The sequence below is a fragment of the Polynucleobacter acidiphobus genome (assembly GCF_003065385.1).
Classification (GTDB): Bacteria; Pseudomonadota; Gammaproteobacteria; order Burkholderiales; family Burkholderiaceae; genus Polynucleobacter; species Polynucleobacter acidiphobus.
The window spans coordinates 552,657-570,440 of record NZ_CP023277.1 but is presented as its reverse complement, the minus strand read 5'-3'; the positions used below and the strand labels follow the sequence as shown (position 1 = coordinate 570,440).

The window sequence follows — 17,784 nt, the reverse complement described above, 5'->3', positions numbered from 1 at the left end:
TGCGAATTATACCTTAAATATCAATCCACTAGTGATTTAGCAGTTACTCGAAATCGACCAGATTCGGCCATAATATGCACTATGCACAGCGTATTTACTGATGAAAAAGATCTACAAGGGATGCGAGAAGCTGGCCGCCTTGCGAGCGAGGTTCTCGATTACATTGGCCCCTTTGTCAAACCCGGTGTAAGTACTGGGGAACTAGACCGTCTTTGTCATGCGTATATGCGTGATGTGCAAAAGACTATTCCCGCCCCATTAAATTATCAACCTCCAGGCTACCCCCCTTTTCCGGCATCAATCTGCACCTCGGTCAATGATGTCATTTGCCATGGCATTCCAGGTGACAAGGTGCTTAAAAATGGGGATGTGGTTAATCTCGATATCACAGTCATTACCCAAGCCGGCTACTATGGCGACACCAGCCGGATGTTTGCAGTTGGCGACATCTCGATCTTGGCCGCCAGACTGAACCAAATCACGTTTGAATGCATGTGGCTTGGCATCGCCCAGGTAAAACCTGGAGCGCGTTTAGGAGATATTGGCTTTGCGATTCAGTCGCATGCCGAGCAGGCTGGCTACTCGGTAGTGCGCGAGTACTGCGGCCATGGTATTGGTAAAGTATTCCATCAAGATCCTCAAATTCTTCATTATGGAAAACCAGGGACTGGGGAAGTATTAGAAGAAGGGATGACCTTCACGATTGAACCCATGATTAATGCTGGTCGACGCGAGATCCGAACCATGCCCGATCAGTGGACCGTGAAAACAAAAGATCGTAGTCTTTCAGCCCAATGGGAACACACCGTTTTGGTCACTCACCATGGCGTTGAGGTTTTAACCTGGTCTGCAGATACGCCCAAGGCGCCCACTTGTGTTGGCAATCTAATCTATCGACCCAGCGTAATAGCTGCTTAGATTCTCCTCATCTTTAAAACGCGCTCATGAGTTCGGAATCCCATCCACTCAAAGATGCACGGAGCTTGGCGTGTTCTGATTTTTTAGTCCACCAGAATGTTGGCAAATTAATGCAGCGTTTAACCCAAGCAACCGATCAGCAGTTGCTGGATTTATGGAATCGCTGCAATCTCAGTACAGATGCTGCCTTACTAGCCGTTGGTGGCTATGGTCGCTCTGAATTATTTCCTCATTCAGATATTGATATCTTAATTTTGCTTGATGATGCGCGCAGCGAGGATCCCCAACTACAGTCCAACCTAGAATCCTTTATTGCGCTGTGTTGGGACTCGGGTCTAGAAATCGGCTCCGCGGTTCGCACGCTGTCCGAGTGTTTATCAGAGGCCCAACAAGATATCACCGTGCGTACCTCGGTTTTAGAGGCGCGCCTCTTAGGCGGTCATCGTGGTTTATTTAAATTATTCAAGCGCAGCCTTGATGAGGCAATGGATCCCAAAGCATTCTTCCAGGCGAAGTTACTCGAACAACAGCAGCGCCACTATAAGTTTCAGGAAACGCCCTATGCGCTTGAGCCCAATTGCAAAGAGAGTCCAGGGGGATTGCGTGATTTGCAAATCATCCTTTGGGTTAGTAAAGCTGCAACCCTTGGTAATAGCTTTGCTGATTTATTCAAAAAAGGGTTAATCACGGAGCGTGAGCTGAAAGAGCTCAATCGCAATCAGAAGTTACTGCAAAACATTCGAGCGAATTTGCATTTGCTTGCCAAACGCCGTCAGGACGTTCTGGTATTTGATCTTCAAGCAGGTTTAGCTAAGCAAATCGGGATTGATCAAGAATCTGGCCGACTGGCCAGCGAAGAGCTGATGCGTCGTTATTACTGGGCGGCCAAGGCCGTGAGTCAACTCAATACGATTCTGCTCCAAAATATCGAAGCAATCTTATTTCCTAATGAATCCCGTACAACCTATCCCATCTCAGGTCCCGATAACACGATGTTTATCGAGCGCCAAGGTTTATTAGATATTGTCGATCCTCAGCTATACCAAAAACACCCCGAGCAAATTTTGCGGACGTTTTTGGTATTTGCCCAAAACCCCGCGATCAATGGTCTATCAGCCAGTGTCTTTCGGGCGCTCTATAACGCACGGCAGCTCATGAATGCCTCGTGGCGTAAAGATCCACGTAATCGTGTTGTGTTCATGGAATTACTCAAACTACCAGATGGGGTAACCACCGCCTTTCGCCTCATGAACCAAACCAGCGTTCTAGGGCGTTACTTGCCATCCTTCCGTCGCATCGTCGGTCAAATGCAACATGATTTATTTCATGTGTACACCGTTGATCAACACATCTTGATGGTCTTACGTAATGTGCGACGTTTCATGATCCTTGAGCATACGCATGAGTTTCCCTTCTGCAGCAACCTGATCGCAAGCTTTGATAAAAACTGGATTATTGTCTTGGCTGCTCTCTTCCATGACATTGCCAAAGGGCGTGGTGGTGATCACTCCGAGCTGGGAAAACGCGATGCGCGTACTTTTGCCAAAGATCATGGCTTAGCCCCTGATGAAACCGAACTATTGGTTTGGTTAGTTGCCGAACATCTAACGATGAGCCAAATTGCTCAAAAGCAAGATATTACGGATCCCGCGGTCATTACTGCCTTTGCAAAACGCATGCGTGATGAGCGTCATTTAACCGCACTCTATTTACTAACCGTTGCGGATATTCGGGGTACTAGCCCTAAAGTCTGGAATGCCTGGAAAGGCAAGTTACTGGAAGACCTCTATCGAGCAACCCTTCGGGTCCTGGGGGGCGCCAAACCCGATCCATCGTCTGAGTTGATTCAGCATAAAGAAGAAGCGCTAACCCAACTGCGTCTGGCAGGAATTGATGACGATGCGCCACAAGCTTTATGGCAGCAGTTAGATGTGGCATTTTTCTTGCGCCAAGAAGCAAGCGATATTGCGTGGCTTACTCGACATCTCTTTTCACATGTGCATACGGATGAGCCCATTGTCCGCGCCCGACTCTCTCAAGCAGGCGAAGGTTTGCAAGTCGCGGTTTATGTCAAAGACCAATTGGATTTATTCGCCCGCATCTGCGCCTATTTTGAGCGCCATCATTTTTCCATTTGGGATGCACGAATACATACGACAAAGCATGGCTATGCCTTGGATACCTTCCAAATATCTGGCAGTCATTTGGTTGATGAAGGTGGCAGCTATCGCGACTTGATTCAGCTAGTTGAGTATGAGCTTGCGGAGTCCATCAAAAAATCCGCACCTCTACCTGAACCCAATATGGGACGCCTATCCCGACAATCGAAGAGCTTTCCAATCCAAGCGCGAGTTAGTTTGCAACCAGATGAACGCAATCAGTACTTTGCCTTGAGCCTATCCGCATCAGATCGCTCAGGACTTTTATACGCAGTAGCCAAAGCGCTTGTTAAGCACCAAATCTCGCTTCATACTGCCCGAATTAATACACTGGGCGAGCGTGTGGAAGACATCATGCTGCTTGATGGTCGCAATCTTAGTAAGAATCCGAAACTACAAATTCAGCTCGAGACTGAGTTATTGGAAGTGTTAGCGGCCTGATCAAGACGCATGGCTTTTTTAAATGCCCTTTGAACTCTTGGGGATTCAACACGACTGATCTCGACCCATGTGGCAGATAGGCTCTCGCTTGCAGGAGTTTGCTCTGTCGGATTCAGCTGATAGCACAGATCAATGTGCCAATGGGCAGCCTCAAGCTTTTTCTTATTTTCAGGAATTAAATGGATATCGATATCCAAAATCTGTTGATGCGCACGATATGGGCTACATTTCCAACCAGTTTCCTCGTATACCTCACGAATGGCAGCTTCTAGAGGTGTCTCATTCTCATCAATATGGCCTCCGGGCTGAAAATACTTACCAATAAATGGATGTCGAATTAGAAGAACCTTGTCGTTCTTGATAACAAGTCCACTGGCGGTGATGTGGCCGTGAATTTGGAACTTATTGTTCCACATCAACTTTGAGTTGATCAAAATTAATTGATTGATTTGACGAAGTAACTCAACAGGATTGGTGACAAAGTACTTTGTAAGTAAATGGGCTGAATTCATATTTATTGGTCAATTGAGAAACCAAAAGAATAAGACTCAGAGCCCTAAATACCAAACTGATTTTGTTGTCAGTTTTTTCCTACATTGAGCATTGAGAGCAATGCTCCCTCATCCAAGATGGGTATACCAAGCTCTGTCGCTTTCTCAAGCTTACTTCCCGCTTCTGAGCCAGCAACGACGAATGAGGTTTTTTGAGAGACTGAGCCTGCCACTTTGGCTCCGGCTGCTTCTAGTAATTCTTTTGCTTGGTCTCGAGAGAGTGTTGGTAGTGTTCCGGTCAGAACAAAGGTCTTACCACTTAGATCAACGGTAGTTGTTCTCTCCTCCTTTTGAAACTCAATTCCAGATGCCAGCAGTTGCTCAATCACCTCGCGGTTATGGGGTTCTGACATAAAGCTCATGATTGAATCAGCGACCACCGGTCCAACATCATTGACCATGAGTAATTCATCCATTTGGGCATCCATTAAGGCATGGATGCCTCCAAAGTGCTTCGCCAGATCCTTGGCAGTACTTTCTCCCACATGACGAATTCCTAATCCAAAGATAAACCGTGCTAAGGTGGTTTTCTTGGATTGAGCAATGGATTGCAAGAGGTTATCCGCAGACTTTTCCCCCATACGCTCCATGTTGACTAAAGCAGTAAATCCCAAGCGATAGAGATCTGCTGGAGTTCGAACCAAATTGAGATCAACTAATTGATCCACAATTTTGTCACCCAAGCCTTCAATATCCATCGCACGGCGCTGTGCAAAATGCAATAGTGCTTGCTTGCGCTGTGCGGCACAAAATAGGCCGCCGCTACAGCGGGCAACTGCTTCATCCGATAAGCGCTCAATGTGCGACTCACACACCGGGCAGCGGGTTGGCATGAGAAAGATCTGTGCATCAGCTGGTCTACGATCCAAAACGACCGACACTACTTCTGGGATCACATCCCCCGCGCGACGAACGACCACCGTGTCACCGATTCGGACATCTTTACGTCGTACTTCATCCTCATTATGCAAGGTGGCATTGGTTACGGTGACGCCACCTACCAAAATAGGTGCTAAGCGAGCCACAGGGGTAATCGCTCCGGTTCTGCCTACTTGCACATCAATTCCAAGGACCGTGGTGATTTCTTCTTGGGCAGGATATTTATGCGCGATGGCAAAGCGTGGTGCACGCGATACATACCCCAGTTGCGTTTGCTCGGCAAAGGAGTTCACCTTATAAACCACGCCATCAATCTCATACGGCAACTGTTGACGCTTGGCAGCAATTTCAGTGTAGAACGTCATTAAGCCCTCGAGCGAATCGACTACCGTGCGCTCTCGGCAAACAGGTAAACCAAGCACCTCGTACTGATTGAGCAACTCACTATGGGTTAAGGGTAGCCATTGACTTGGCTCTAAAGCACCTAGACCATAGGCAAAGAAGCTTAAGGGGCGTTTTGCAGTGATCTTTGAATCCAGCTGACGCAAACTTCCTGCAGCCGCATTTCTAGGATTGGCAAATTCCTTCTCACCATTGGCTGCAGCCATTTTGTTCATCTTCTCAAAATCCGCTCGATGCATAAATACTTCGCCACGAACTTCGATCACCTTTGGAAGATTGGGCCCCAGCAAACGCAAAGGGATTGCCCGAATCGTTCGGATATTACTCGTCACATCCTCGCCACTCGCCCCGTCGCCGCGGGTTGCTGCCTGGACCAAAACGCCGTTCTCGTAGCGCAATGAGATTGCCAATCCATCAAACTTCAGTTCACATGCGTACTCCACACGATCTAAACCCAAGCCCTCACGACAGCGTCGATCAAACCCAATGAGTTCAGACTCTTCAAAGGCATTGTTTAAGGAGAGCATCGGGACCGAGTGCTTGATCTCCATAAATTCTTTAAGGGGAGTACCTCCCACCCGCTGCGATAAAGAGTCGGGGGTCACCCAGTCGGGGTGCTGCACCTCAAGATCCAATAACTCGCGATATAAACGGTCGTACTCAGCATCGGGAACTAAGGGCTGGTCTAAGACGTAATACGCATGCTCAAGACGAGCAAGTTCTTGCTGTAAATAGTGATAACGATCCGCGGCCGAGGATCTACCTTGACTCAAGATCCAGCCCTAAGAGAATAAACGGAGTGCCGTGCTTGACCCTGCTGGGATGCCTGCTTTGTCGAGCTGAGCATAAAGAGAGTCAAGTTGCTGGCGAATCACATACACCGAGTTCTCGGTCAAGTGAACCCCATTGTCATCAACTAAGCGTCCTTGCAAGGCCTGCGCCACATCGGCAGCCTCATTGAGCATGAGCTCAAAAGGCCGCAAATGCTGTGCAACGACAGGTACTTCCAATAAGAAGGTGATTTGTCCAATCGGTGCCTGCCGATCAAATGTCCCGGTCCGAAATACCGGCTTACCATCCACTGCATATTCAAAGGCGTAACCCTGTGGGCTGATGCGGTAGCCTCTTTGGGTAAAAGCTGACTCAATTTGAGGCCAAGACCATGTTTGCTGATCAAAGACAATGTTCATTCCCAACAAGATATCGCTTTGTGCAGCAAGGGCATCCAATTCTTTTGCGCTGTCAAGCATCATATTTACAGCCGGCATATCAATTTGAGCATCTAAGGACTCAGCCAATGCCTGAACGCGGGAACAGAAGTCCGACAACTCAAGAACTCCAATGGGGCCCCGTCGACTGGCAAGTTGAACCGCAAGCTGAATCTCAAGATATGAATGATCTGCCTCAAGGGTCTCCCAAACACCCTCATTTGCGCCGGTTACATGTAGCCCATCAGCCATCCATGCAACTGAAAGATCGCTCCAAGATTTGAGAGCATCTAAGATTTCCACTCCAGAAATGGCTTGGTTAAAACGCAAAGTAATCACGCAATCAATCCGGGGATCGATCGTTTGAGGTGTCGGAAATTGGTTTGCTGTATCAACAGTAACAGAGGGGGACTCGCTTGGCTCGTCAATGGCGGCATTGGAACTTGGCTCAATACGCTCTTCACCTGCTTTGGATTTTGCTCGAGCATTACGAACGTTATAGATTACCACCCAAACTAAGAAAAGAACCCCAACCGCTCCAAGGGCCAGTTGAAGCTCAGACAAACCCAATTGAGATGCGAACTGGTCAAGCGGCATTAAGCCGCCTCCACCATCGAAACAGCCGATGCAATATCAACAGCAACAATCCGCGATACGCCTTGTTCCTGCATCGTGACGCCAATTAACTGGCTAGCAATTTCCATGGTGATCTTATTGTGTGAAATAAAGACAAATTGGGTTTTATCCGACATCCTTGCGACCATATCAGAATATCGCATCGTATTCGCATCATCAAGTGGTGCATCCACCTCATCGAGCAAACAGAACGGTGCGGGATTTAGCAAGAATAAGGAGAAGACCAGAGCAATGGCCGTTAGAGCCTTCTCCCCTCCGGAGAGCAAATGAATCGTGCTGTTTTTCTTACCAGGCGGTTGTGCCATCACCTGGACACCCGCATCCAAGATCTCTTCACCGGTCATGACTAACTGCGCATGACCGCCACCAAAGAGCTCAGGGAATAATCGCCCAAAATGGGTATTTACCTGATCAAACGTGCCTTGCAATAGATCACGCGTCTCTGCATCAATCTTCGCAATCGCATCCGTCAATGTCTGGATGGCTTCATTTAAATCGGCTGATTGTGCATCTAAGAATGACTTGCGCTCACGGCTACTCGATAGTTCATCAAGGGCCGCCATATTGACCGGTCCCAATGATTGAATCTCATTATTAAGACGCGTGACCTCCCCCTGCAGACTGCTTGCACGCAGATCAGGGCTGTAGCGCTCAGCAAGTGCTTGGTAATCCGCCTCATCGTCATTCAATAGAGTTGTGAACTGCTCATAACTTAAGCGAGCTGCCTGCTCTCGCAACTGCAGATCAACCACCCGCTCGCGCATTGGCTGCAGGGTTTGCTCAAGCATTAAACGTGCCTCATCGGCCTGGCGTAGCTGGTGCTGCATCGCCTCTTGCTCTGTTCTTGCCTTCGCTAAGGAAGCCTCGCGCTCAGAACGGGTGACCAACAAGCTTTGTAATTTATTTTGTGCCGCCTCATCACTTAAGGTCTTTAGCTCGTTTTGATTCGCATCAAAGCGGTCTTGAAGCTCCATAATTTGGGTTCTAGCGGTACTTTGATCACGCTGCAGGTCGTTAATGCGTTGTTGCAAGGAACGACTATTAAATGCAGCTTCTTGGGCGGTCATTTCTGCTTGACGCAAGGCAAGGCGCAATTGTTCGCGCGCGGCACTGGCTTGCTCTAAACCATTCTGAGTAGTCGTGAGCTGGGACTCCAGATCCACTTTTTGAGCATTCGCATCATGCAGCTGCCCTTCGGTTTGAGTCTTCGCCTCTGAAATACCCCTCAACTGTTGATTGATTTCCGATAACTCAGAATCGATTTGTGCGGCCCGAGTGCTGTACTGCTCTTTGGCTTGCACCAGCTGCATTTTTTCAACTTCAAAGGCATGTGCTTCTTGAACTGCTTGTTCAGCTGCAACTCGAGATTGATCGGCGGCAGCAAGTGCAGCTTGATAGTTTGCATTGGCTTGCTCGAGCTCACTTTGCAACTCACTCTGAATCAACTGCTGTGCCTTAAGTTGCTTCTCAAGACTCGCCATCTCCTGTGCGCGAGCCAACATCCCCGCCTGCTCAGAATCCGGTGCATACAACTGAACTCCAGCGCGTGTCACTAAATGCCCCTCTGCGGTGACTAAAGCGGCGCCACGGGTGAGTTGTGTGCGTCGCCGTAACGCATCCTCCAAGGTATCGGCAATATAAATATTACTCAACCACTCTTGCAAAACATTGGCGATGACACCGGATGCCTGTACACGTGAGATGAATGGCACAAATCCGGATGGAGCCTTCATCTCCCCCGACTCCAAATCATCAGTCAAGAGAATGGCCAGGCGGCTTGGCGGTGCTTCTTTAGCAAGGCTTAGAGTCTCATTCAAACTTTTACCAGTTAATGCTGCTAAACGTTCGCGCAATACTGATTCGAGAGCAGGCTCCCATCCCTTTTCAACTTTGAGCTCTTGCCATAAGCGTTTGCTCTCTTTTAAACCTTTGCTTTCTAACCAGGGGCCAATCTTGCCTTGTGCTTGAACGCTAGCCTGTAAAGCAGTAAGGGCGCTGAGTTTGGCCTCGCTTTGCTGCACATCCTGATTGGCTTTTTGAATCTGATCCAATGCGGCCTGACGCTTGGCGTCAGTGACAGGCACGTGCTCTTGGTTTTGAAGAGCCTTCGCTTTTGCCTCTTCCGCTTTACGCAAAGCCATGATGTGACGATCTGTAGCCATTTGCAGGGCTTCTTCATCTGGTTTACGCATCGTCGCCAACTCATCCTGTAAACGAGTCGACCGTGAGGTGGCGTCTTCAAACTGGGCTTCACCAGCATGAATCCGTTCTTGCAAACTAACAAGTCGCTGCTCAAGGCTCGCTAATGAAGCGCGCGCCGCATCGAGTGCCTGGGTTGCCGATTGGAAACGCTCATCGTAAGAAGGTGCTTGTGATTGAAGTGCCTGAAACTCTGCTTGTAGTTTTGTTTCGTTCTCACTCGCAGACCGAAACTCCTGCTCGGCCTGACGCTGAGCTTGAGCGGCCTCTTTCTCTTGCGTGGTCCAGCGATCAAGCTGGGCTTGCAAATCAGCGACTTGCTCTTGAAGGCGTTGGCGTGATTCATGAACGTATTTAATCTCGGCTTCAACTTGACTAATTTCCGCATTGGTCTCGTACAAATCGCCCTGTGCTTTTGACACCACATCTTGCAGTGCATACTGCTGTGTACGCATCGTTTCTAGCTCAGACTCTGCGTGACGCAGCTTTGCAGTTTCCTCTTCTAATTTGACCTGGGTTTCACGAATCGAGTTGGCGTGTTTCTCTTGTTCCTTACCCGACTCCGTTTGCTTTACAAACCAGAGCAGTTGCTGCTGGGATTTCATTTGCGTCAGCAGTTCGTTATGGCGGCTAGCCACCTCCGCCTGCGCTTCCAAGCGGGCTAGCTGCTGCTCAAGCTCCCGCAAAATGTCCTGTACGCGGACCAGGTTCTCTTGGGTGTCTTCTAAACGGGCAGCAGTTTCTTTGCGACGCTCCTTGTATTTTGAGACGCCAGCAGCCTCCTCCAAAAACACCCGCAGCTCCTCAGGCTTGGACTCCAAAATACGAGAAATCGTGCCCTGACCAATAATGGCATAAGCACGTGGACCAAGACCGGTTCCCAGAAAAATGTCTTGCACGTCTTTGCGACGCACCACTTGATTATTAATGTAATAGCTCGAGTTACCGTCGCGGGTCAAGACACGCTTAACCGAGAGCTCAGCAAAACTAGACCACTGACCCTGCGCACGACCATCAGCATTATCAAAAATGAGCTCCACACTGGCGCGACCAGATGGCTTACGTAAACCAGAGCCATTAAAGATGACGTCCTGCATCGACTCACCGCGCAACTCACTTGCCCGTGACTCTCCGAGTACCCAACGAACCGCATCAATGATGTTCGACTTGCCGCAACCATTGGGACCAACCACACCAATTAACTGGCCAGGTAGCTCAAAATGGGTTGGGTCAACAAAAGATTTAAAGCCAGATAATTTGATTGATTTCAGTTGCACGGATGTTCTTCTTAGTGAGGCAAATTAGGGGATTAATGGTCCAAACGTTCTAATCCATGATGATAACAATCCCAGGACCATTTAACCCTTCCGTGCAAGCCCCAATATAATGATTACTAAGCATTCAAAATTGAGTTTTTTCTAAAAATCCTTATCAATCCTATAGTTATCCACACCTTATGACGCAAGCCCTACAAAACACCATTGATCAAGCCTGGGAAAACCGTGGCAATCTATCTCCGAGCTCAGCACCGGCCGAGATTAAACAAGCGGTTAGCACTGTTTTAGAGGGTCTTAACAATGGCTCAATCCGGGTTGCTCAGAAACGGGCCATCGGTCAATGGGACGTCAATCAGTGGGTCAAAAAAGCGGTTTTGCTTTCGTTTCGCCTTGAGGACAATCAACCGATGTCTGCCGGTGGGTTTACCCAGTTTTACGACAAGGTGCCCAGCAAATTTGCAAATTACTCACCCGAAGACTTTGCAAAGGGTGGATTTCGGGTGGTGCCACCGGCTTTTGCGCGTCGCGGCTCATTCATTGGCAAAAACGTTGTGCTCATGCCCTCCTATGTGAATATTGGCGCCTACGTGGACGAAGGTACGATGGTCGATACCTGGGCCACGGTTGGATCGTGTGCACAAATTGGTAAAAACGTACATCTCTCTGGCGGCGTTGGCATTGGCGGTGTTCTAGAGCCGATTCAAGCGGGCCCTGTCATCATCGAAGACAACTGCTTTATTGGTGCTCGCTCTGAGGTGGTTGAAGGAGTGGTGATTGAAGAAAACAGCGTTCTCTCGATGGGCGTCTATATTGGCCAGAGCACCAAAATTTATGACCGCGAAACCGGTGAGGTTCATTATGGTCGTGTCCCTGCAGGATCCGTCGTAGTTCCAGGATCGATTCCAGCGAGTAATGGCAAATACAGTTTGTATGCCGCAGTGATTGTGAAAAAAGTGGACGCTCAAACTCGGGCGAAGACGGCGATTAACGAACTCCTGCGTGACTAATTGATGACCTCGGCCCTTTCGCTTACCAAAGAGCTAATTGCGTGTCGCTCGGTTACTCCTGCAGATGGCGGATGCCAAGAACTGATTGCGAAGCGCTTAGCAGCAATTGGCTTTGAGGTCGAAACCATCGTCAGCGGGCCCGAACACTTCTCGGTCACCAATCTTTGGGCGATCAAACGAGGGTTAGACCCTCAAGGTAAGGTACTGGCTTTTGCTGGGCATACGGATGTTGTTCCAACCGGACCACTCGAGCAGTGGACCAATGACCCCTTTGCCCCTACCGAACGCGATCAGTTTTTGTACGGTCGTGGCGCGGCGGATATGAAAACCTCCCTTGCCGGTTTTGTGGTGGCAAGCGAAGAATTTGTAAAAAAGTACCCCAAACACTCTGGGTCGATTGCCTTTTTAATCACCAGTGATGAGGAGGGTCCTGCCCATGATGGCACCGTGATCGTATGCGACCTCCTTAAAAAGCGGGGTCAGAAACTGGATTACTGCATCATTGGTGAGCCCACTTCCGTAGAGCACCTCGGTGACATGATCAAAAATGGGCGACGTGGATCGCTTTCAGGAAAATTAAAAGTCAAAGGGATTCAGGCGCATATTGCTTACCCTCATTTAGGTCGCAATCCAATTCATGAGATCGCTCCAGCGCTAGCAGCATTGGTTGCCAAAGAGTGGGATCGCGGCAATCAATACTTTCAACCGACCAGTTTTCAGATCTCAAATATTCATGCAGGTACCGGTGCAAACAATATCATTCCGGGCGAGTTAGTGATTGACTTTAATTTCCGATTCTCAACCGAGAGTACACCAGAGCAGTTAAAAGCCGGGGTTGAATCGATCTTGCGAGACGCCAAGCTTCAGTTCAGCATCGACTGGACCTTAGGTGGCGAACCGTTTTTAACTGGCGATGGCGAATTAGCTGGCGCTATGCGTGAGGCCATTTTGGCCGAAACCCAGGTTCAAACGGAACTCTCAACTACCGGCGGTACCAGCGATGGTCGGTTCATTGCCAAAATTTGCTCGCAGCTGATTGAGTTTGGACCTGTGAACGCAACTAGTCACAAGATTGATGAACGCGTGGCGCTCAACTCGATTGAGCCTCTAAAGAATATCTATCGTCGCGCACTCGAAAAGCTAATTGCCTAAGGATTTGCTGGGTTATCCTATTCGCATGGACCCCATTCCCATATCAACTAATTTGTCCGTGATGACAATTGATGCGTGTTGTCAACGTATTCAGAGTCTTTTGGAATCAGCCGATCTTCATTACGGACATGGTGCGAGCAATGCAGAGGCCGAGGCATTGTGGATTGTTAGCAAGCAATTAGAGCAATCGCCCTCAGAAACTCTTGAGCATTTAGACTCGATGATTTCTGGAGAACTTAGCCAAAAGGCTTTCGCGGTGGCTCAAAAACGGATTGAGTCACGTCAACCTCTCGCCTACCTTTTGGGCGAGGCTTGGTTGATGGGGGTGCCGTTTGACTGCACTCCGCAAAGCATCATCCCGCGCTCATTCATCGCCGAGCTAATCGCTCATGAATCACTTGAGTCTTGGTTACCCGCGGATGGCAAGGTGCTTGATTTATGCACCGGCAATGGTTCACTGGCAGTTCTCATGGCCCTTCACTATCCGGACTTGCAAGTTGTGGCGAGCGATCTCTCTTTGCCAGCTCTGGCTCTGGCTGCTCGCAATCTCGATCGCCATCACTTAAGCGATCGCATTGAATTACTGCATGGCGACCTATGGGAACCGATTGCCCAACAGGATTTACGATTTGATCTAATTGTTTGCAATCCACCTTATGTGAATGAACTATCGATGCAAGTCCTTCCGCCAGAGTACCGTGCTGAGCCACGCGAAGCACTTGCTGGTGGATCAGATGGCATGGATCTGATTCGTCAGATCATTCACTCCGCCGGCGAATACCTCCATGAACGTGGTGCATTAGTACTTGAGATCGGTAATGAGTATGAACATTTCCAAAAAGCCTTTGGGTATCTTTCCCCAATCTGGTTGGAGGTATCGGCGGGTGATCGGCAGGTATGCTTGATTGAGGCAGAGGATTTACGCCGCTAGCACTTCCTAGAACAGGTCGTTTACGGCAGCAATCGCCTCATCAATTCGCTCGACTGCAATCATTTGTAAATCAGCAATTTTTGATTTTGGCAAATTAGTCTTTGGAATAATCGCGATCTTAAAGCCTAATTTAGCTGCTTCCTTGAGTCTCTCCTGACCTCGCGGACATGGGCGAATTTCCCCAGCCAAACCAACTTCACCGAATACCACCAAATGTTTTGGCAAAGCACGATTGCGGATTGAGGAGGTAATTGCAAGGAGAACAGCAAGGTCAGCGGCAGGCTCGGTAATCTTGACCCCACCCACTGCGTTGAGGAAGACATCTTGATCAAAGCAAGCAATTCCAGCATGACGGTGCAAAACAGCTAACAGCATAGCCAAACGCGCCTGTTCCAAACCGACTGCTAGGCGTCTAGGATTGGGAATATGGGCCGTATCAACCAATGCCTGAATCTCAACCAATAGCGGCCGACTCCCCTCTTGCGTTACCAATACACAGGAGCCAGGCACCGTTTGCGGATGTTGCGATAGAAAAAGAGCGGAGGGATTGTTGACACCCTTAAGACCTTTCTCGGTCATCGCAAAGACGCCGAGCTCGTTGACCGCGCCAAAGCGGTTTTTAATCGAGCGGACCAAGCGAAATGACGAATGCGTATCGCCCTCGAAATACAAAACCGTATCGACAATATGTTCAAGTACGCGTGGACCAGCTAGATGACCATCCTTGGTCACGTGACCAACTAATAAAACACAGATGCCACTTGACTTTGCGAGACGCGTTAACTGAGCGGCGCACTCACGAACTTGTGCAACCGATCCAGGTGCGGATGTAAATGCCTCGGAATACAACGTCTGGATGGAGTCAACTACCAATACCTGTGGTTGAGCAGCCTCAACCGATAGCAATAACTTTTCTAACTGAATCTCTGCCAAGATTTCAAGTTGAGGCGCATTGAGGGAAATTCGCTGAGCACGCAATGCAATTTGAGCGGCAGACTCCTCTCCGGAGCTATATAAAACATCAATCCCTTGCATACTCAGCTCAGCTAAGGCTTGCAATAATAAGGTGGACTTACCAATCCCAGGATCACCGCCGAGTAAGACTACGCCGCCCGCGACTAATCCCCCACCCAGGACGCGATCGAGCTCTGTAATTCCTGTGGGCAAACGTGGCGAATCCTGAGCTTCAATGCTCACTAATTTTTGTCGAGGGATTGATTTCGCAAGTCCTTGAAAACGGTGGTTAGTGGTCTCGGCCAAAGACTCTTCAAGCGTGTTCCAAGCATCGCACGCAGGACATTGCCCCTGCCATTTAGGAGAACTACCTCCACACGCCTGGCAAACATAGAGGGTTTTGGTCTTCGCCATCTCAGTCTAATTTAACGCCAGATTTATTTTCTTGAGCACGTCGTGGGGCATCCTTGCGACGCTCCTCTAGGTCTGCAGCACGTGCAGCTGCATCTTTTTGCTTTTGTAAAAACGCTTTCTCATTCTCAGCACGCTCTTGTGCACGCTTTGGGTCGGCTCGTTCAGCAGCCCGGCGGGCATCGCGCTCAGTCTTAATTCGCTCTTTAATGATGCGCTGGTTTTCATTAAGCAAAACCTCTTGCGCCCGAATCGGATCAATTTCACGCCGATACTTTGCACGCGCATCACTAAGGCAGGAGTTGACAAAGAACTTGTCATAGCACTCTGCACTCGCTTTCTTCCAACGATATTCAACCCATTCCCGCTGCAAAGTTAGTTGAGCCTCGATTTGATTAAGCTTTTCAAGCTCCAGCTCGTCACTTGTCGATGCATTGACTGGAGCAATCGTCAATCCATAAAGAATGGCGAAAGCTAAAGATAGCTTGATATGCTTCATCAGATCTCAACCTTGGCGCCTAGCTCGACTAAGCGATTAGCGGGAATGTTGTAAAAATCCGATGGCTTGGCAGCGTTTTGCATCATCCAGGCAAAGAGGCGCTCACGCCATACCGCCATGCCTGGTGATTTGGATGGGGTAATTGCATCACGCGCGAGGAAGAAGGTGGTATCCATCAGATCAAATGGCAGCCCATACTGTTTGGTAATTAATTCAAGTACTTTATTAATATCGGGCGTTTCTTTAAAGCCATGCACACTGCGCACCACATACACATTTCCACCAAGGTCTTTCAAAGATAAGCGATCCTCATCGCGTACAAAAGGCACATCCCAGGTACTCAGTTTTAAGAAGAAGACTCGCTCATGCATCACATGGTTATGCTTTAAGTTATGCAGCATTGCCGCCGGTACAAAATCGATATGCGGCGTCAGAAAAATAGCGGTGCCCTCGACTCGATGCGGTGGATGAGCCAACAGATTCTTAATGAATCCCTCAAGCGGAATGGATTCAACAATCAACTTATCGCGCAAGAGTTTGCGTCCGCGATACCAAGTCAGCGAGCAGGTGAACATCACCAGAGCGAGTGTGATGGGATACCAGCCACCATCCTTAATCTTGATCAAGGTAGCGGTCCAAAAGCCAATATCAATCATCAAAAAGATCACGATCATGCACAAAATAATGATCGGATTAATATGCCACTCACGACGCATCACAATGCTTAGCAAAATTGTGGTCACCAGCATCGTGGAGGTAACGGATAGTCCGTATGCCGCTGCCAAGCTGACAGACTCCCTAAACTCCAATACGGTGACGATCACCATGATTAGAAGCGCCCAATTTACAGCTGGTATGTAAATCTGACCGCGCTCAGAGTCTGAGGTATGCAAAATATTCATACGGGGAATGAAGCCCAGCAGAATTCCTTGATTCACCATGGAATAGGCACCAGAGATGACCGCCTGAGATGCAATCACGGTTGCCGCCGTTGCCAGACCGACGATAGGCCACAAAGCCCACTCCGGAACCATGAGATAAAATGGGTTTGATATGGCATTCGGATTTGATAACAGCAGAGCACCTTGACCCAGATAGTTAAGGAGCAAGCAAGGCAAAGCAATTGTTAGCCATGTAAGACGTACAGGATTTTTTCCAAAGTGCCCCATATCAAGATATAGCGCCTCAACACCGGTTACTACCAACACAACAGCACCTAGAACAATGTAAGCCGTAACCGGATGATCGGAGATAAAGTTGATGGCATAGAGGGGATTAAACGCATAAATAATGTCGGGCGACTTGGTAATATTCATCACACCCAAACCAGCCAAGACCAAAAACCAAACTAAAGTGATGGGCCCAAAGAATTGCCCCACAGCGGCAGTGCCATATTTCTGGATTAAAAATAGACAAACCAAAATTAGTAACGAGATTGGGATTACTGCATCTGCCAAGTTGGGGGTTGCGATTGCGATACCCTCAACAGCAGAAAGCACAGAAATTGCTGGGGTAATCACAGACTCACCTAACAACATACAAGCACCCAGCATCCCGAGCACCATCACCAAGAAATATTGCTTCGAATCACTCTTCATGGATCGCAAAGCAAGTGCCATTAAAGATAGAATCCCGCCCTCGCCTTTGTTGTCAGCGCGCATCACTATGAAGACATACTTGAAGGTCACCACAATTAGAAGAGCCCAGATCATCATCGAGATCACACCAAATAGGGCTTCGTTCGAGAACGCAATGCCATGTTCTGGGCTAAAACATTCTTTGAGAGCGTACAACGGGCTAGTGCCAATATCCCCGAAGACAATGCCCATTGCCGCAAGCATCATGATTGGCAAACTCTTCTTCTGATGCTCACCACTATTAGGAATCTCAACCGGCTCTAATAGAGATGAATTGGAGTACTCAGGCTTACTAATCGTCATTCAACAATTGGGTAAAAATGATCTTGTGGCTATGATACGCCCTTTAAATCACTTAAAACAGGGAAAAGCTCGACAGGTGAAAGTAAAAAATGGTAGAATCTAAGGCTCAGGCGCGGGGTGGAGCAGTCTGGCAGCTCGTCGGGCTCATAACCCGAAGGTCATAGGTTCAAATCCTATCCCCGCAACCAATCTCTCACGCTTACCCCAATCAGAATACTTA

Annotated in this window: 12 protein-coding genes and 1 tRNA gene; 6 read left to right on the top strand and 7 right to left on the bottom strand. The window is 48.6% G+C overall.

Going from position 1 to position 17,784, the window contains the following annotated elements:
• Positions 1-81 precede the first annotated feature (81 nt).
• Together map and AOC32_RS03025 are read left to right on the top strand one after the other, a co-directional pair.
• The gene (gene map / locus AOC32_RS03030; RefSeq protein WP_108508073.1) at positions 82-918 is read left to right on the top strand and encodes a type I methionyl aminopeptidase; all 837 of its coding nucleotides are present in this window, start codon (positions 82-84) and stop codon (positions 916-918) included.
• Positions 919-944: 26 nt separating this feature from the next.
• A complete protein-coding gene (locus AOC32_RS03025) occupies positions 945-3,518 on the top strand; it encodes a [protein-PII] uridylyltransferase (RefSeq protein WP_108508072.1) in 2,574 nt (857 codons plus the stop codon).
• Here the strand turns inward: AOC32_RS03025 and AOC32_RS03020 are convergent.
• The 4 genes from AOC32_RS03020 to smc form a co-directional block, all read right to left on the bottom strand.
• Positions 3,479-4,030, bottom strand: a complete 552-nt coding sequence (locus AOC32_RS03020; protein WP_234409792.1) for an NUDIX hydrolase — start codon at positions 4,028-4,030, stop codon at positions 3,479-3,481. The genes AOC32_RS03025 and AOC32_RS03020 overlap by 40 nt on opposite strands.
• A gap of 68 nt (positions 4,031-4,098) precedes the next feature.
• Positions 4,099-6,123 (bottom strand): NAD-dependent DNA ligase LigA, encoded by a 2,025-nt coding sequence (gene ligA, locus AOC32_RS03015; protein ID WP_234409791.1) that lies wholly within the window; start codon positions 6,121-6,123, stop codon positions 4,099-4,101.
• 9 nt (positions 6,124-6,132) lie between these two features.
• The gene (locus tag AOC32_RS03010) at positions 6,133-7,155 is read right to left on the bottom strand and encodes a cell division protein ZipA C-terminal FtsZ-binding domain-containing protein (RefSeq protein WP_108508070.1); all 1,023 of its coding nucleotides are present in this window, start codon (positions 7,153-7,155) and stop codon (positions 6,133-6,135) included.
• The gene (smc, locus tag AOC32_RS03005; RefSeq protein WP_108508069.1) at positions 7,155-10,670 is read right to left on the bottom strand and encodes a chromosome segregation protein SMC; all 3,516 of its coding nucleotides are present in this window, start codon (positions 10,668-10,670) and stop codon (positions 7,155-7,157) included. The genes AOC32_RS03010 and smc overlap by 1 nt, the downstream gene beginning before the upstream one ends.
• 179 nt (positions 10,671-10,849) lie before the next feature.
• Between smc and dapD the strand changes: the two genes are divergently transcribed.
• The 3 genes from dapD to prmB all read left to right on the top strand — a co-directional run bounded on the left by dapD (position 10,850) and on the right by prmB (position 13,760).
• On the top strand, positions 10,850-11,677 hold the full coding sequence (gene dapD, locus AOC32_RS03000; RefSeq protein ID WP_108508068.1) for a 2,3,4,5-tetrahydropyridine-2,6-dicarboxylate N-succinyltransferase: 828 nt from the start codon (positions 10,850-10,852) through the stop codon (positions 11,675-11,677).
• A gap of 3 nt (positions 11,678-11,680) precedes the next feature.
• The gene (gene dapE / locus AOC32_RS02995) at positions 11,681-12,829 is read left to right on the top strand and encodes a succinyl-diaminopimelate desuccinylase (RefSeq protein ID WP_108508067.1); all 1,149 of its coding nucleotides are present in this window, start codon (positions 11,681-11,683) and stop codon (positions 12,827-12,829) included.
• 61 nt (positions 12,830-12,890) lie between these two features.
• A complete protein-coding gene (gene prmB, locus AOC32_RS02990) occupies positions 12,891-13,760 on the top strand; it encodes a 50S ribosomal protein L3 N(5)-glutamine methyltransferase (RefSeq protein WP_199908541.1) in 870 nt (289 codons plus the stop codon).
• Positions 13,761-13,766: 6 nt separating this feature from the next.
• Here prmB and radA read toward each other — a convergent pair whose 3' ends face one another.
• Genes radA through AOC32_RS02975 form a run of 3 tightly spaced genes read right to left on the bottom strand, consistent with a single transcriptional unit; the run spans position 13,767 to position 17,468 of the window.
• Entirely contained in the window at positions 13,767-15,128 is a 1,362-nt protein-coding gene (radA, locus tag AOC32_RS02985; protein WP_108508065.1) for a DNA repair protein RadA, read from the bottom strand.
• A 1-nt stretch (position 15,129) separates the two neighbouring features.
• Entirely contained in the window at positions 15,130-15,624 is a 495-nt protein-coding gene (locus AOC32_RS02980; RefSeq protein ID WP_108508064.1) for a hypothetical protein, read from the bottom strand.
• The gene (locus AOC32_RS02975; RefSeq protein ID WP_234409828.1) at positions 15,624-17,468 is read right to left on the bottom strand and encodes a potassium transporter Kup; all 1,845 of its coding nucleotides are present in this window, start codon (positions 17,466-17,468) and stop codon (positions 15,624-15,626) included. Before AOC32_RS02975 ends, AOC32_RS02980 begins: the two co-directional genes overlap by 1 nt.
• A gap of 207 nt (positions 17,469-17,675) precedes the next feature.
• Between AOC32_RS02975 and AOC32_RS02970 the strand changes: the two genes are divergently transcribed.
• Positions 17,676-17,752, top strand: a tRNA-Met gene (locus AOC32_RS02970).
• Positions 17,753-17,784 lie beyond the last annotated feature (32 nt).

Bases quoted from the DNA above. Each gene is read 5' to 3' on its own strand.
- map (WP_108508073.1), top strand. From the start codon at position 82: ATGCACAGCGTATTTACTGATGAAAAAGATCTACAAGGGATGCGAGAA.
- AOC32_RS03025 (WP_108508072.1), top strand. From the start codon at position 945: ATGAGTTCGGAATCCCATCCACTCAAAGATGCACGGAGCTTGGCGTGT.
- AOC32_RS03020 (WP_234409792.1), bottom strand. From the start codon at position 4,030: ATGAATTCAGCCCATTTACTTACAAAGTACTTTGTCACCAATCCTGTT.
- AOC32_RS03010 (WP_108508070.1), bottom strand. From the start codon at position 7,155: ATGCCGCTTGACCAGTTCGCATCTCAATTGGGTTTGTCTGAGCTTCAA.
- dapD (WP_108508068.1), top strand. From the start codon at position 10,850: ATGACGCAAGCCCTACAAAACACCATTGATCAAGCCTGGGAAAACCGT.
- dapE (WP_108508067.1), top strand. From the start codon at position 11,681: ATGACCTCGGCCCTTTCGCTTACCAAAGAGCTAATTGCGTGTCGCTCG.
- prmB (WP_199908541.1), top strand. From the start codon at position 12,891: ATGACAATTGATGCGTGTTGTCAACGTATTCAGAGTCTTTTGGAATCA.
- radA (WP_108508065.1), bottom strand. From the start codon at position 15,128: ATGGCGAAGACCAAAACCCTCTATGTTTGCCAGGCGTGTGGAGGTAGT.
- AOC32_RS02980 (WP_108508064.1), bottom strand. From the start codon at position 15,624: ATGAAGCATATCAAGCTATCTTTAGCTTTCGCCATTCTTTATGGATTG.
- AOC32_RS02975 (WP_234409828.1), bottom strand. From the start codon at position 17,468: ATGATGCTTGCGGCAATGGGCATTGTCTTCGGGGATATTGGCACTAGC.